Here is a 14,455-nt window from a genome sequence, read left to right on the forward strand (position 1 = left end):
GGAGTTCACTCCCGCTCCGTCGTTGCCTGCACAAGCTCCTGCGTCACGCGGATCTCCACCCCGATGGGCGACATCTGCGCCGCCGCCTGGAAGGGGGCGGCGGGGCTCGCGGCCGGATGCACCCGGCGCCGCCAGAGGAAGAAGCCGGTCAAGGCCACGCTGAGTGCCAGGAACGAGAGGAAGAAGCCCCGCGCACCCGCGGCGTCCATGACCTGTGCAATCAGCAGCGGGCTGGCGGCGGAGCCGGCCGAGTTGACGAGCAGCAGGCCCTGGATGAGGCGCACCAGCTCTCTCGAAGAGGCGCGGTCGGTGGAGTGGCTGACGGCGACGGGGTAGATCGCGAACACGCTGCCGCCCAGCAGGAACAGCAGCAGCGCCAGCAGAATGCGCGAGTCCGGCAGCACCAGGATGAGCAGCGACAGGGCGGCGCAAGCGGCGCTGAGCACGATCAGCACGCTCTGCCTGTCCTGCCGGTCGGACCAGCGGCCCACGGGGTACTGCAGCAGCATGGCGCCGAGGATGACGCAGGCCATCAGGTGCCCCACTTCCGCCACGCTCATGCCCACGCGCTGCAGATAGATGGGCAGCAGCGCATAGATGGCGGCGATGGCGATGCCCGAGCCGAAGCTGCCGATGAAGCCGGTGGGCGTGGTGCGCAGCAGATGCTGGGGCATGAGCGGCTCGATGCGGCCCATCTGCGGATCCATGCGCGGCAGGATCACCATCGGCAGCACCGACAGCGAGGCCAGCATGCCGGCCATCATGAACGGGGCCGTCGGGCCCCAGGCGTCGAGCGCACCCAGGCTCATCTGGCCCGCCATGCCCGATCCGTACAGCGCGATCATGTAGATGGCGAGCAGCCGCCCGCGCATCCTGGCATCGCCTGCCAGCAGCAGCCAGCTCTCGACGATGAGGTAGATGCCGACGATGGCCCAGCCATTGACGAGCCGCAGCACGAGCCAGGCCCAGGGATCGAAGAACATGCCCTGGAGCAGGAACGTGACCGCGGTCAGGCTGGCGAAGCTGCTATAGGCCCGGATGTGCCCGATGCGGGCGATGAGCCGGTCGCTGAACATCGCCCCCAGCGCCAGGCCGGCGAAGTAGGAGGAGGCCACGCATCCGATGACGATGTCGCTGACGCCGGCATCGTCCAGGCGCAGGGAAGTGAGGGAGGAGATGGCCCCGTTGCCCAGGCTGACCAGAAACAGCCCGAGCAGCGGCCCGGGGACCAGCGTCAGCAAATGCCACGGCACGGCAGTCTCGTGAGGGGATGGGGAAAAGAGGGAGGGAAAACCCGGAGAAGGCGCGATTCTAAGAGCGCTTGCAGCGGCGCGCATGCCGCCCCGCCATCAACCCCGCGCTGCGGGCAGTGGCAGCGCCGTCTTGTAGCGCACCTGCTTGAGCGTGAAGCTGGTGCGGATCTTCTCGATGCCCGGGATGGGCGTGAGCTGGTCCAGGATGAAGCGCTCCAGCGCCGAGATGTCGGCCACTGCCACGCGGATCAGGTAGTCGCTGTCGCCGGTCATCAGGTAGCACTCCATCACCTGGTCGTGCTCGGCGATGCTTTGCTCGAAGGCCGCCAGCGCTTCCTTGCTCTGGGTCTTGAGGCTGATGCTGATGAACACGTTGAGCCCCAGCCCCAGCGCGGCGGCATTGGCCAGCGCCACGTAGCGCTGGATGACGCCCGCTGCCTCCAGCGCCTTGGCGCGTGCCAGGCAGGGCGAGGGCGACAGGTGTACGCGCCGGGCCAGTTCCACATTCGAGAGCGAACCGTCGGCCTGGAGTTCGGCCAGGATGCGCAGGTCGATGGTGTCGAGTTTCATGTGCTGTGATTATTGGGTTTTGCGGCATGAAATTCTGCAGCATGTGCGGGAAATAAGCCAAACGGCATCTCATTTCGGCCACGCCGCCGTACAGTGTGCGCATGAACGCCCCCATGCCCCTCACCGCGCTCCACGCCACCGCCAACGACACCGACCCGCTAGAAACCGCCGAGTGGCGCGACGCCTTCCAGGCCCTGGTCGCCACCCAGGGCCCCGAGCGCGCGCGCTTTGTGCTGGACGAGCTGGTGCGCATGGCCCATGCGCACCGCGTGGGCTGGCAGCCGCAGCTCAACACGCCCTACGTGAACACCGTGGCCGCGCAGGAGCAGCCGGCCTTTCCGGGCGATCTGGCCATCGAGGAGCGGCTCGCCTCCATCATGCGGTGGAATGCGCTGGCCATGGTGGTGCGCGCCAACCAGGCCTATGGCGAGCTGGGCGGGCACATCGCCAGCTATGCCAGCGCGGCCGACCTGTTCGAGACGGGCTTCCACCATTTCTTCCACGCCCGCGAGGGCACGGGGCCGGGGCAGCACCGGGGCGACCTGGTGTTCTTCCAGCCGCACAGCGCGCCGGGCGTCTATGCGCGCGCCTACCTCGAAGGGCGGCTGACCGAGCGCGACCTGGAGCACTACCGCCAGGAGATCACCGGCACCGCGGCGGGCGCGCAGGGGCTGTCGAGCTACCCGCACCCGTGGCTCATGCCCGAGTTCTGGCAGTTTCCCACCGGCTCGATGGGCATCGGCCCGATCAGCTCGATCTACCACGCGCGCTTCATGCGCTACCTCACGCACCGCAACCTGCTCGACTGCCAGGGCCGCAAGGTGTGGGGCGTGTTCGGCGACGGCGAGATGGACGAGCCCGAGAGCATGAGCGCGCTGACGCTGGCGGCGCGCGAGCGCCTGGACAACCTGGTGTGGGTGGTCAACTGCAACCTGCAGCGCCTGGACGGCCCCGTGCGCGGCAACGGCCGCATCGTGGACGAGCTGGAGCGCCTGTTTTCCGGCGCGGGCTGGAACGTGGTCAAGCTGCTCTGGGGCAGCGACTGGGACGGCCTGTTCGCGCGCGACCTCACCGGCACGCTGGTGCGCACGCTGGGCGGCACCGTGGACGGGCAGATGCAGACCTTCGCCGCGAAGGACGGCCGCTACAACCGCGACCACTTCTTCCACCAGAGCCCCGAACTGGAGCGCCTGGCCCAGGGCATGACCGACGAGCAGATCGACCGCCTCAAGCGCGGCGGCCACGACCTGGTGAAGATCCACGCCGCCTACGCCGCGGCCGCCGCCCACCGGGGCCGGCCCACGGTGATCCTGGCCCACACCAAGAAGGGCTACGGCATGGGCACGGCGGGCCAGGGCAAGATGACCACGCACAGCCAGAAGAAGCTGGGCGACTCCGATCTGATCGAATTCCGCAACCGCTTCAACCTGCCTGTGAGCGACGCGCAGACCAAGGCCCTGGCCTTCTACAAGCCGGCCGAGGACAGCCCCGAGATGCAGTACCTGCGCGCGCGCCGCGAGGCGCTGGGCGGCAGCCTGCCGCGCCGCGACACCGCGTGCGACGCCGTGCCCGTGCCGGCGCTGCAGCAATACGCGCAATTCGCGCTCGCGGCCGACGGCAAGGAGATGAGCACCACCATGGCCTTCGTGCGCATGCTCGGCACGCTGCTCAAGGACGGGCAGCTGGGGCCCCGCATCGTGCCCATCGTGGCCGACGAGGCGCGCACCTTCGGCATGGCCAACCTGTTCAAGCAGGTCGGCATCTACAGCAGTGTGGGCCAGCAGTACGCGCCCGAGGACATCGGCTCCGTGCTCTCGTACCGCGAGGCGCTGGACGGCCAGATCCTGGAAGAGGGCATCAGCGAGGCCGGCGCCATCGCCAGCTGGACGGCCGCCGCCACCAGCTATAGCGTGCACGGCCTGGCCATGCTGCCGTTCTACATCTACTACTCCATGTTCGGCTTCCAGCGCGTGGGCGACGCCATCTGGGCCGCCGCCGACCAGCGCGCGCGGGGCTTCCTGCTGGGCGCCACGTCGGGGCGCACCACGCTGGGCGGCGAGGGGCTGCAGCACCAGGACGGGTCGAGCCACCTCGTGGCCGCCACCATTCCCAACTGCAAGGCCTACGACCCGGCCTACGCGGGCGAGCTGGCCGTGATCCTCGACGCGGGCATGCGCGAGATGCTCGTGGAGCAGCAGGACGTGTTCTATTACGTCACGCTCATGAACGAGAACTACGCCCAGCCCGACCTGCCCGAGGGCGCGGCCGAGGGCGTGCTGCGCGGGTGCTATCTCTTGGATAGCTGCTCGCGCTTGCTGGATAAGCGCGAGAGCCCGATTTCACCTGAAAAGCAGGTGGCCTTGCTGGGTTCGGGTGCCATCCTCACCGAGGTCGTGAAGGCCGCCGCGCTGCTGGCCGAGGAGGGCATTGCCGCCACCGTGGTCAGCGTGACGAGCTGGAGCGAACTCGCGCGCGACGGCAGGGCCTGCGAAGCCATGGAAGGCAAGGGCGGCGGCACGCCGTGGCTCGCGCAGGTGCTGGCCGGCACGCACGGCCCCGTCATCGCCGCCACCGACTACGTGCGGGCCGTGCCCGAGACCGTGCGCGCCTACCTGCCCGAGGGCCGGCGCTTGCACACGCTGGGCACGGACGGATTCGGGCGCAGCGACACGCGGGCCGCGCTGCGCGCCTTCTTCCACGTGGATGCACAGGCCATCGCGCAGCGGGCGCGGGCAGCGCTGCTAGCGCGGGCATCGTGACCGTTTCCGGGCCGGACGGCGGTGCGTCCGGCCGGCAAGGTTGTCACGCCAGCGCGGCCTGCGCCACGCGTTCCACGAAGGCCGCCGCCTGCAGGGTGCGCAGGTCGTCGCCGTAGGCGCCGATCACCTGCACCCCCATCGGCAGACCGCGCGGCCCCCGGGCGGCGGGCACGCACACACAGGGCACGTGCATCAGGCTCCAGAGCGCGCCGAACTGGGCGGAACCCGAGTCGGCGATGCCTTCGTCCGCCTCGCCCTGGGCGGGCGGGTAGAGCAGCGCGTCCACGCCGTCGAACAGGCGCGCCAGCGCCTGGCGCCCGGCCAGCGCGCGCTGGCGCATGGCCAGGTACTCCGCGCCGTCGATGCCTTCGCCGCCCGCCAGGCGCGCCTGCAGGCGCGGGCTGAACTGCGCCGCGTGGTGCTGGCGCTCGTGCGCCAGCGACTGGCGCGCCTCGAACGCGAACAGGCGGCCCTGCAGGTCGATCAGCGCCTCCAGCCCGGCCGGCAGCCACAGGCGCCGGACTTCGGCGCCCGCGCGCTGCGCGGCGGCGGCCAGGCTTTCGATGGCCTGGGCCATCTCGGGGTGCACCGCGTCCCACTGCGACGACAGGCACAGCGCCAGCCGGGGGCGCTCCAGCGGCTGGGCCTGTGCACGCACGCCCTGCAGGCCGAAGCCGCAAAGGGCCGCGTCTTCCACCGTGCGCGCCAGCAGGGTGACGGTGTCCTGCGAGGGGCTCAGGGGCTTGAGGCCGGCCACGTTGAGAAAGCCGAAGGTCGGCTTGTAGCCCACGATGCCGCAGTAGGACGCCGGCCGCACCGTGGAGGCCGTGGTCTGCGTGCCGAAGGCCACGGGCGCCATGAAGTCGGCAACGGCCGCAGCCGAACCGCTGGACGAGCCGCCCGGCGTGTGCGCCAGGTCGAGCGGGTTGCGCGTCTGGCTCGGGGTCTGCGTGGCGAACTCGCTCGTGGCCACCTTGCCGAGCACCAGCGCGCCGAATTCCCGCGCCCGCGCCACGCAGGCGGCGTCCGCCACCGGCTGGTGGCCGGCGTAGATGGGCGAGCCGTAGGCGGTGGCGAGGTCCCGGGTGTCCAGCACGTCCTTCACGGCGAACGGCAGGCCGCGCAGCGGCGCGGCCGCGGCGCGGTCGGCGGCGCGGGCCTGCGCCAGCGCGCGGCTGGGGTCCACGGCGGTGAAAGCCTGCACCGCGCCGTTGCGCTCGGCGATGCGCTCCAGGCAGGCGCGTGTGAGCGCCTCGCTCGTGAGGCGGCCTTCCTCCATGGCGCGCAGGGCCTGCAGGGCCGTCAGGCGGTTGGGCGGCGTCATGGCAGTGCTGTGTGCGCTCATTGCGGGGTGATGCCTGCGTCGCGGATGGTCTTGGCCCAGCGGTCGTGCTCCTTGTGCACGAAGGCCGCGAACGCCTCGGGGCTGTTGCCGATGGGTTCGGCCCCCTGGGCGAGCAGCGATTCCTTGACCTTGGGGTCCTGCAGGATGCGCACCACCTCGTGGTTCAGCCGCTGGATGATGGGCTGCGGCACGCCCGCCGGGGCGAACAGGCCGAACCAGCCTTCCACCTCGTAGCCGGGCACGCCGCTTTCCGCGATGGTCGGCACCTCGGGCAGCAGCGGCGTGCGCCGGGCGGACGTCACCGCCAGCGCCTGCAGCTTGCCGGCGCGGATGTGCGGCAGGCACAGCGGCAGGTTGCAGAACATGGCGCTGACGCGCCCGCCCATCACGTCGGTGACCGGGGCGCTGCCGCCCTTGTAGGGAATGTGCAGGAAGTCGGGCACCTGGGCCATGGTCTTGAACAGCTCGCCCGACAGGTGCATGCTGCCGCCCGCGCCGCTGGAGGCGAAACTGTACTTCTCGGTGCGCGCGGCCTGGATGAAGTCCTTCACGTTGCGCGCCGGCACCTGGGGGCCCACGACCAGCACGTTGGGCATGGACGCGACGTTGGTGATGGGCGTGAAGTCCTTGAGCGCATTGAACTTCAGGTTCTTGTGCAGGCTGGGGTTGATGGCGTTGGTGCTGGCGGCGCCCATCATCAGCGTGTAGCCGTCGGGGGCGGCCGCGGCGGCATAGGCGGCGCCGATGTTGCCGTCGGCGCCGGCCTTGTTTTCCACGACGACGGGCTGCCCCAGCGCATCGCCCAGGCGCTGGGCCACGATGCGCGCCAGCAGGTCGGTGACGCTGCCCGCGGCGAAGGGCACCACCATGGTGACGGGCTTGGCCGGGTAGCTGGCCGTTGCGGGGGGCTGGGCGCTTGCCACGGCGGCCAGGGCGAGGGCGGCCGACGCCACCAGGGCGCGGCGCAAGCGGAAAGGATGGAGGGACATGGCGATGGGATGTAAAGGGTGGGTGGAAGGCAACGTTGCGCTGCGGAGGCTACGGCTGCACCACTGATATGTCTAATATAAAATTCTCTAACTATTGAGTCGTAGATCGGCATAATCATGCTTTCCCGCAACCTGCTGGCCTTCATCGCGGTGGCCGAGGAACTGCATTTCGGCAGGGCCGCGCAGCGGCTGCACATCAGCCAGCCGCCGCTGAGCCAGCAGATCCGCCAGTTCGAGGAAGAGGTGGGCGCGCCGCTGCTGGTGCGCACCACGCGCTCCGTCCAGCTCACGCCGGCGGGCCGCCTGCTGCTGGAGCGCGCCCACCTGCTGGTGGCCGAGGCGGATGCCGCCCTGCACGCCGTGCGGCGCCATGCGCTGGGCGACGAGGGCGTGCTCACGCTGGGCTTCACCCACAGCACGGTCTACCGCGTGCTGCCCCAGGCCCTGCAGGCCTTCCGCCAGGCCTGTCCGGACGTGGTGCTGGAACTGCGCCAGCAGACCTCCGACCTGCTGGTGGAGGACGTGCGCAGCGGCCGCCTGGACGTGGCGCTGCTGCGGTTTTCCGCCTCCATGGACAGCGCGGGCCTGGTGTCGAGCGTGGTCTCCCACGACCCCATGGTGCTGGTGCTGCCGCTGGGGCATCCGCTGGCCGCGCACGAGCGCGTGCCGGTGCCCCACCTGCAGGGCCTGCCCTGGGTGGGCTACGAGCCGCAGGGTGCGCGCTATTTCCACGAACTGGAGGAAAAGCTCCTCGCCAGCGCCCAGGTGCGCCCCCACGTGCGCCACCACAGCCTGCTGCCCACGCTGCTGGCGCTGGTGGAAGCCGGCATGGGGGCCGCGCTGGTCCCCCTGTCCGCCGTGCAGGGCGGGGCCGGGCGCTTCGCATGGCGGGAGCTGGCCCTGCCCGCGGGCGGCGCGCCGCTGGACGCGGTGCTGTCCTGCGTCTGGAGCGCGGACAACTGCAACCCGGTGGTGCAGCGCTTCCTCGCCTGCCTGCCGCAAGCCTGACCGGGGCGGCGGAGAAGGGCGCAGGCATTAGAGTGGCAGGCCCTGCCATGTACGGATAACGACACGATGCCCCTGCAGTTCCAGCCCGTGGCTTCCGGCGCCCGTCTGGCCGACCAGGTCGCCGACGCGCTCGCGGCCGAGATCCGCAGCGGCCGGCTGGCGCTGGGCGACCGGTTGCCGACCGAGGCCGTGCTGGCCACGCAGTTCGCCGTGAGCCGCACCGTGGTGCGCGAGGCCGTGTCGCGGCTCAAGTCGCTCGGGCTGGTCGATTCGCGCCAGGGCAGCGGGGTCTACGTGCGCGCCGCCAGCGCCGAGCCGCTGCGCTTCGAGGGCGCGCACCTGGCCTCGCGCGAGGCGGTGATCCAGCTCGCCGAGCTGCGCCGCCCGCTGGAGTCCGAGGTTGCCGCACTGGCGGCCGAGCGCCGCACGGCGCAGGACATGGCGCGCATCCGCGAGGCCATCGCGGCCCTGCGTCAGGCCGTGGCCGATGGCGGCAGCGGCGCCGAGCAGGACCTGGCCTTCCACCTGGCGATCGCCGAGGCGGCGCACAACCCTTTCCTCATGGGCACGCTGCAGTACCTGCACGGATTCCTGCAGGGCGCCATCCGCGTTACGCGGGCCAACGAAGCGCGCCGCGACGACTTCGCCCGCGAGGTCGCCAGTGAACATACGCGCATTGCGGACGCCATCGAGGCGGGCGAGCCCGCCGCCGCACGGGACGCCGCCAAGACCCACATGGACAACGCCATCCGCCGCATCCGGCAGGCCGACCCCGCGTTCTGGCAGCAGGAGGGTGCGCAGTTGGCCCGCCCGCTGGTCGAGCGGCGCAAGGGTTAACCCGTATCCGTAATGTGCTCTCAAATTTGTATGATGACCTGACAATTTCAACTTCCACCGCCATTCCCGCATGAGCAACGTATCTCCACCTACCGTCGGCCTCGTGGGCCTGGGCGCCATGGGCCTGGGCATGGCCCAGTCGCTGCGCCGCGCGGGCTTCGCGCCCCATGTGTTCGACCTGCGGCGCGAAGTGGCGCAGGACTTCGCCAAGGACGGCGGCACCGCCTGCGAGACGCTGGCCGAGCTGGGCGCGCGCTGCGACGTGGTGGTCTCGGTGGTCGTCAACGCCGCGCAGACCGAAAGCGTGCTGTTCGGCGACGATGGCGTGGCCGCCAGCATGCGGCCCGGCAGCCTGTTCGTGATGTGCTCCACCGTCGATCCCAACTGGTCGGTGGCGCTGGAATCGCGCCTGGCCAAGCAGGGCATCCTGTACCTGGACGCGCCCATCTCCGGCGGCGCCGCCAAGGCCGCGAGCGGGCAGATGACCATGATGACCGCCGGCACGCCCGATGCCTATGCGCGCGCGGGCGGCACGCTCGACGCCATGGCCGCCAAGGTCTACCGCCTGGGCGACAAGGCGGGCGCGGGCAGCAAGGTCAAGATCATCAACCAGCTCCTGGCGGGCGTGCACATCGCCGCCGCGGCAGAGGCCATGGCGCTGGGCCTGCGCGAGGGCGTCGATCCGGCCGCGCTCTACGACGTCATCACGCACAGCGCGGGCAACAGCTGGATGTTCGAGAACCGCATGGCCCACGTGCTGGCGGGCGACTACACGCCGCTGTCGGCCGTGGACATCTTCGTGAAGGATTTGGGGCTGGTGCTGGACGTGGCGCGCGCCAGCAAATTCCCGCTGCCGCTCTCGTCCACCGCGCACCAGATGTTCATGCAGGCCTCCACGGCGGGCTTCGCACGTGAGGACGACAGTGCGGTCATCAAGATCTTCCCGGGCATCACACTCCCCTAGAAAACTCCTGTTTTCATAGCTGCTCGCGCTTGATGCACAAGCGCTAGAGCCCGATTTGGCTTGTAACTCCACACACAAGGACCCCTCCCATGAACATCCTCATTACCGGCGGCAGTGGCTTCCTCGGCGCGCGCCTCGCGCGCACGCTGCTGGCCCAGGGCAGCCTGGCGCTGGCCGGCGCGCCCGCGCAGCCCATCCAGCGCGTGGTGCTGGTCGACCGCGTGGCGCCGCCTGCTGACCTGGCTGCCGATGCGCGCGTGCAGCCGCTGCTGGGCGACCTGGGCGAGCAGCTCGCCGCCGGCGCGCTGCCGCTGGGCGAGGTGCAGGCCGTTTTCCACCTCGCGGCAGCCGTCAGCGGCGAGTGCGAGGCTGACTTCGATCTCGGCATGCGCAGCAACCTCGACGCCACGCGTCAATTGCTCGAAGGCTGCCGCCGCGCGGGCCATGCGCCCGTGTTCGTGTTCTCCAGCTCCGTGGCCGTGTTCGGCGATTCGCCCGAGCAGCGCTTGCCCGAGGTGATCGAGGACACCACGCTGCCCACGCCGCAGAACAGCTACGGCATCCAGAAGTTCATCGGCGAGCAGCTCGTGGCCGACTACACGCGCAAGGGCTTCGTGCAGGGCCGCAACGTGCGCCTGATGACGGTGAGCGTGCGCCCCGGCCGCCCGAACGGCGCGGCCTCCAGCTTCCTCTCGGGCATGCTGCGCGAGCCCCTGGCGGGCGAGCGCGCGCGCTGCCCCGTGGCGCCCGAGACGGCCGTGGCGCTCTCGTCGCCCGGCAACACGGTGCGCGGCATCATCCGCGCGTCGACGGCCAGCAGCACGGAGTGGGGCGCGCGCACCGCCGTCAACCTGCCCGCGCTCACCACCACCGTGGGCGAGATGGCCCAGGCTTTGGCCCGCGTGGCCGGCAAGGAGGCCACCGCGCTCATCGACTGGGAGCCCGATGCGCAGATCGCCAAGATCATCACGAGCTGGCCCAGCCGCTTCCAGCCGAAGCGTGCGCAGGCCCTGGGCCTGGCGGCCGACGAGAGCTTCGAGGCCATCCTGCGCGACTACGTGCGCGAGAACCCGCAGGCCGTCAAGCTCGCGGTGAAGGGATAAGCCATGAGCAAGCTGCTGCTCGGCTGCATCGCCGACGATTTCACGGGCGCCACCGACCTCGCCAACAACCTTGTGCGCGCAGGCATGCGCGTGGTGCAGGCCATCGGCGTGCCGGAGGACCCGCTGGCGGCGGACGTGGATGCCGTCGTCATCGCGCTCAAATCGCGCACCAACCCCGTGGGCGAGGCCATTGGGCAATCGCTCGCCGCGCTGCGCTGGCTGCAAGGGCAGGGGGCGCGCCAGATCTACTTCAAGTACTGCTCCACCTTCGACAGCACCGCGGCCGGCAACATCGGCCCCGTGACCGAGGCGCTGATGGATGCGATGGGCACGGACTTCACCATCGCCACCCCCGCCTTCCCCGACAACAAGCGCACCGTGTTTAAGGGCTACCTGTTCGTGGGCGACGTGTTGCTGAGCGAGAGCGGCATGCAGAACCATCCGCTCACGCCCATGACCGATCCGAACCTCGTGCGCGTGATGCAGTCGCAGTGCCAGCGCAAGGTGGGCCTGATCGACCATGCCGTGGTCGCGCGCGGCGCGGCGGCGGTCACCGAGCGCATCGCGCAGCTCCAGGCCGAGGGCGTTGCCATCGCCATCGTCGATGCCGTCTCCAATGACGACCTGCTGCGCACGGGCCCGGCGATCGCGGCGCTGCCGCTGGTCACGGCGGGCTCGGGCGTGGCGATCGCGCTGCCGGCCAACTTCGGCCTCGCGCCGTCGCCTGCCGCGAGCGTGCTGCCGCCCACGGGCGGGCTGCGCGCCGTGGTGTCGGGCAGCTGCTCGCTGGCCACCAACCGGCAGGTGCAGGACTTCATCGCGCGCGGCGGCGCGGCGCTGGCCATCGACCCGCTGCGCATCGCTGATGGTGCCGACGTGGCGGCCGAGGCGCTCGCCTGGGCCGCGCCGCTGCTGGAACGCGGCCCCGTGCTCGTCTATTCCACGGCCGACAGCGGCGCGGTGAAATCCGTGCAGTCGCGCCTGGGCGTGGAAGAGGCGGGCGCGATGGTGGAGCGCACCATCGCAGCCATCGCGCGCGGCCTCGTCGAGCGCGGCGTGCGCCAGCTCGTGGTGGCGGGCGGCGAGACCTCTGGTGCCTGCGTGCAGGCGCTGGGCATCACGCAGATGCAGATCGGCCCGCAGATCGACCCGGGCGTGCCGTGGTGCCATGCGCAGGCGCTGGGCCAGGGCCTGCACGTCACGCTCAAGTCCGGCAACTTCGGCGGCGACGACTTCTTCACGCGCGCGTTCGAGGTGCTCGCATGACCGAAACCCAGGCGCGCGAGGAGATCTGCCGCGTCGGCCGCAGCCTGTTCGAGCGCGGCTACGTGCACGCCACGGCCGGCAACATCAGCGTGCGGCTGGGTGACGGCGGTTTTCTCATCACGCCCACCGACGCCTGCCTGGGCTTTCTCGATCCCGCGCGCCTCGCGCGCCTGGACGCGCAGGGCCAGCAGGTGAGCGGCGACCGCGCGAGCAAGACCATCGCGCTGCACGCGCGCATCTACGCCGCCGCGCGCGCGTTCGACGCGCAGACCGCCTGCGTGATCCACACGCACAGCACGCACTGCGTGGCCCTCACGCTGCAACCCGCGGAGGGGGAACTGCTGCCCGCCATCACGCCGTATTTCGTGATGAAGGTCGGCCACGTGCCCGTGATCCCCTACCACCGCCCCGGCGCGCCCGACGCCGCCGAGGCCGTGGCCCAGGCCATCGCGCGCTACGGCGCGCAAGGCACGCCGCTGCGCGCCGTGATGCTGGAGCGCCTGGGCCCCAACGTCTGGCACGACACTCCCGCCGCTGCGATGGCGACGCTGGAGGAACTGGAGGAAACGGCGCGGCTGTGGCTGCTGTCGTCTCCCAAGCCCGCCGCGCTCGACGCGGCACGCATCGACGAACTGCGCGCCACCTTCGGCGCGCGCTGGTAAGGAACAAGACATGCCCCGCTTTGCCGCCAACCTCTCCATGCTCTACAACGAGCATGCCTTCCTTGACCGTTTCGCCTCCGCCGCCGCAGACGGCTTCAAAGGCGTCGAATACCTGTTCCCCTACGACTTCCCCGCTGCCGAGATCGCCAAGCGCTTGAAAGACAACGGCCTGCAGCAGGTGCTATTCAACGCCCCGCCCGGCGATTGGGCCGCGGGCGAGCGCGGCCTGGCCTGCCTGCCGGGCCGCGAGGCCGAGTTCCGCGACGGCTTCGCGCGTGCGCTGGACTACGCCGCCGCGCTCGACTGCCCGCGCATCCACGTGATGGCCGGCCTGCTGCCCGAGGGCCAGACGCGCGAGGCGCTGCGCCCCACCTACATCGACAACCTGCGCTGGGCGGCGGAGCAGGCCGTGAAAGCGGGGCGCAACGTGCTCATCGAGCCGATAAACACGCGCAACATCCCCGGCTTCTTCCTCAACCGCCAGGACGACGCGCACGCCATCGTGCAGGCCGTGGGCGCGCCCAACCTGCAGGTGCAGTTCGACCTGTACCACTGCCAGATCGTCGAGGGCGACGTGGCGATGAAGATCCGCCAGTACCTGCCCACGGGCCGCGTCGGCCACTTCCAGATCGCGGGCGTGCCCGAGCGGCATGAGCCCGATGTGGGCGAGCTGAACCACCCCTACCTGTTCTCCGTCATCGACGAGGTGGCCGCGCAGTGCGGCTGGCAGGGCTGGGTGGGCTGCGAATACCTGCCCGCGCGCGGCGCCGTGCCCGGCGGCACGACCAAGGGCCTGGGCTGGGCGCGCGGCTTGCTATAAGTAGGAGAGCTGCCAGCGCTTGCTGGACAAGCGCTGGAGGCCTATTTGGCTTGAAGTTCCTGTGCGGGGCGGAACAGCGCGTCCAGTACCGGCAGCAGCGTGGGGAATTCCTGCGCGAAGCGCTCGCGGTGCACGAAGTAGGCCTCGCAGGCCACGGCGAAGAATTCCGCCGGGGCCGTGGCGCCGTAGGCATCGAGCCAGGGCCACTCGCCGCCGAAGCGCTCGGCGATGATGACCCGCTCGCGGAACTGCTCGTAGGCCGGCTCCCAGGCCGCGCGCCAGGCGGCGTGCGCGGCACGGGCGTTCGCCGTGCCCATGAAGCCGGGCGGCAGGGGCGGGCTGCCGTCGGCGCCGCCGTTCTTCATGTCGATCTTGTGCACGAACTCGTGGATCACCACGCTGGTCGCGTGCCCCTCGCGGCCCGCACCTTGGACGGCGGGCCAGCTCAGCATCACCGGGCCGTCCTGCATGGCTTCGCCGAGCAGCACCTCGTCGTAGTGGTGCACCACGCCGGCTTCATCGACGGCCTTGCGGCGCGCCACGGCCTCGGCCGGGTGCACGACGATGCCCACGAAGTCGTCGTACCAGGCCAGCGCCTGGCCGGGCTCGCCCCAGTGCAGCAGCGGCAGGCAGGCCTGCGCGGCGATGGCCACGGCCATGGCATCGGTCACCACGAGGCCATGCGCGCCCGTGAATTCCTTGCGGTGCAGGAAGAGGGCGCTCAGCGCGCGCAGCTTGCCCTGGTCGGCCAGTGGCAGCGCGGAGAGGAAGGGGTAGCTGTGCAGCGTCTGCAGCCACAGGTCGGCCCCGATGTCGGGAATGGGGGCCACGGTGGCGCGTACGCGCCGGGCCAGGCGGGTGAGAAAGGCGGGCATCGCC

At 70.8% G+C, this 14,455-nt stretch carries 13 protein-coding genes; 8 read left to right on the forward strand and 5 right to left on the reverse strand.

Annotated features, from left to right (window positions below; translation table 11 throughout):
• Window positions 1-5 precede the first annotated feature (5 nt).
• Window positions 6-1,253 carry an MFS transporter gene (locus tag AAG689_RS08655; protein WP_406625592.1) on the reverse strand — a complete coding sequence of 416 codons (1,248 nt, stop codon included), beginning with the start codon at window positions 1,251-1,253 and terminating at the stop codon, window positions 6-8.
• Window positions 1,254-1,349: 96 nt separating this feature from the next.
• On the reverse strand, window positions 1,350-1,823 hold the full coding sequence (locus AAG689_RS08660; RefSeq protein ID WP_406625593.1) for an Lrp/AsnC family transcriptional regulator: 474 nt from the start codon (window positions 1,821-1,823) through the stop codon (window positions 1,350-1,352).
• A 101-nt stretch (window positions 1,824-1,924) separates the two neighbouring features.
• On the opposite strand from AAG689_RS08660, the gene mdeB reads away from it, so the two are divergent.
• On the forward strand, window positions 1,925-4,582 hold the full coding sequence (gene mdeB, locus AAG689_RS08665) for an alpha-ketoglutarate dehydrogenase (RefSeq protein WP_406625594.1): 2,658 nt from the start codon (window positions 1,925-1,927) through the stop codon (window positions 4,580-4,582).
• Window positions 4,583-4,625: 43 nt separating this feature from the next.
• Here the strand turns inward: mdeB and AAG689_RS08670 are convergent, their stop codons facing one another.
• Together AAG689_RS08670 and AAG689_RS08675 are read right to left on the reverse strand one after the other, a co-directional pair.
• The gene (locus AAG689_RS08670; RefSeq protein ID WP_406625595.1) at window positions 4,626-5,906 is read right to left on the reverse strand and encodes an amidase; all 1,281 of its coding nucleotides are present in this window, start codon (window positions 5,904-5,906) and stop codon (window positions 4,626-4,628) included.
• A gap of 17 nt (window positions 5,907-5,923) precedes the next feature.
• Window positions 5,924-6,916: a tripartite tricarboxylate transporter substrate binding protein gene (locus AAG689_RS08675; RefSeq protein WP_406625596.1), complete on the reverse strand. Its 993-nt coding sequence runs from the start codon at window positions 6,914-6,916 to the stop codon at window positions 5,924-5,926.
• 117 nt (window positions 6,917-7,033) lie between these two features.
• On the opposite strand from AAG689_RS08675, the gene AAG689_RS08680 reads away from it, so the two are divergent.
• From AAG689_RS08680 to otnI, 7 genes are all read left to right on the forward strand, one after another.
• Window positions 7,034-7,924: a LysR family transcriptional regulator gene (locus AAG689_RS08680; RefSeq protein ID WP_406625597.1), complete on the forward strand. Its 891-nt coding sequence runs from the start codon at window positions 7,034-7,036 to the stop codon at window positions 7,922-7,924.
• A 66-nt stretch (window positions 7,925-7,990) separates the two neighbouring features.
• Complete coding sequence (locus AAG689_RS08685) at window positions 7,991-8,761, forward strand: FadR/GntR family transcriptional regulator (protein ID WP_406625598.1); 771 nt, start codon at window positions 7,991-7,993, stop codon at window positions 8,759-8,761.
• Between the two features lie 70 nt (window positions 8,762-8,831).
• Window positions 8,832-9,725 (forward strand): L-threonate dehydrogenase, encoded by an 894-nt coding sequence (ltnD, locus tag AAG689_RS08690; RefSeq protein WP_406625599.1) that lies wholly within the window; start codon window positions 8,832-8,834, stop codon window positions 9,723-9,725.
• An 89-nt stretch (window positions 9,726-9,814) separates the two neighbouring features.
• The gene (denD, locus tag AAG689_RS08695; protein ID WP_406625600.1) at window positions 9,815-10,828 is read left to right on the forward strand and encodes a D-erythronate dehydrogenase; all 1,014 of its coding nucleotides are present in this window, start codon (window positions 9,815-9,817) and stop codon (window positions 10,826-10,828) included.
• 3 nt (window positions 10,829-10,831) lie between these two features.
• Entirely contained in the window at window positions 10,832-12,094 is a 1,263-nt protein-coding gene (gene otnK, locus AAG689_RS08700) for a 3-oxo-tetronate kinase (protein WP_406625601.1), read from the forward strand.
• On the forward strand, window positions 12,091-12,756 hold the full coding sequence (locus AAG689_RS08705; RefSeq protein ID WP_406625602.1) for an aldolase: 666 nt from the start codon (window positions 12,091-12,093) through the stop codon (window positions 12,754-12,756). Before otnK ends, AAG689_RS08705 begins: the two co-directional genes overlap by 4 nt.
• A 10-nt stretch (window positions 12,757-12,766) precedes the next feature.
• Window positions 12,767-13,576, forward strand: coding sequence for a 2-oxo-tetronate isomerase (otnI, locus tag AAG689_RS08710; protein ID WP_406625603.1), 810 nt, complete (start codon window positions 12,767-12,769; stop codon window positions 13,574-13,576).
• A gap of 41 nt (window positions 13,577-13,617) precedes the next feature.
• Here the strand turns inward: otnI and AAG689_RS08715 are convergent, their stop codons facing one another.
• Window positions 13,618-14,451, reverse strand: a complete 834-nt coding sequence (locus tag AAG689_RS08715) for a zinc-dependent peptidase (protein ID WP_406625604.1) — start codon at window positions 14,449-14,451, stop codon at window positions 13,618-13,620.
• Between the last annotated feature and the right edge of the window lie 4 nt (window positions 14,452-14,455).

This window comes from Acidovorax sp. SDU_ACID1 (assembly GCF_045291395.1).
Taxonomy (GTDB): domain Bacteria; phylum Pseudomonadota; class Gammaproteobacteria; order Burkholderiales; family Burkholderiaceae_C; genus MR-S7.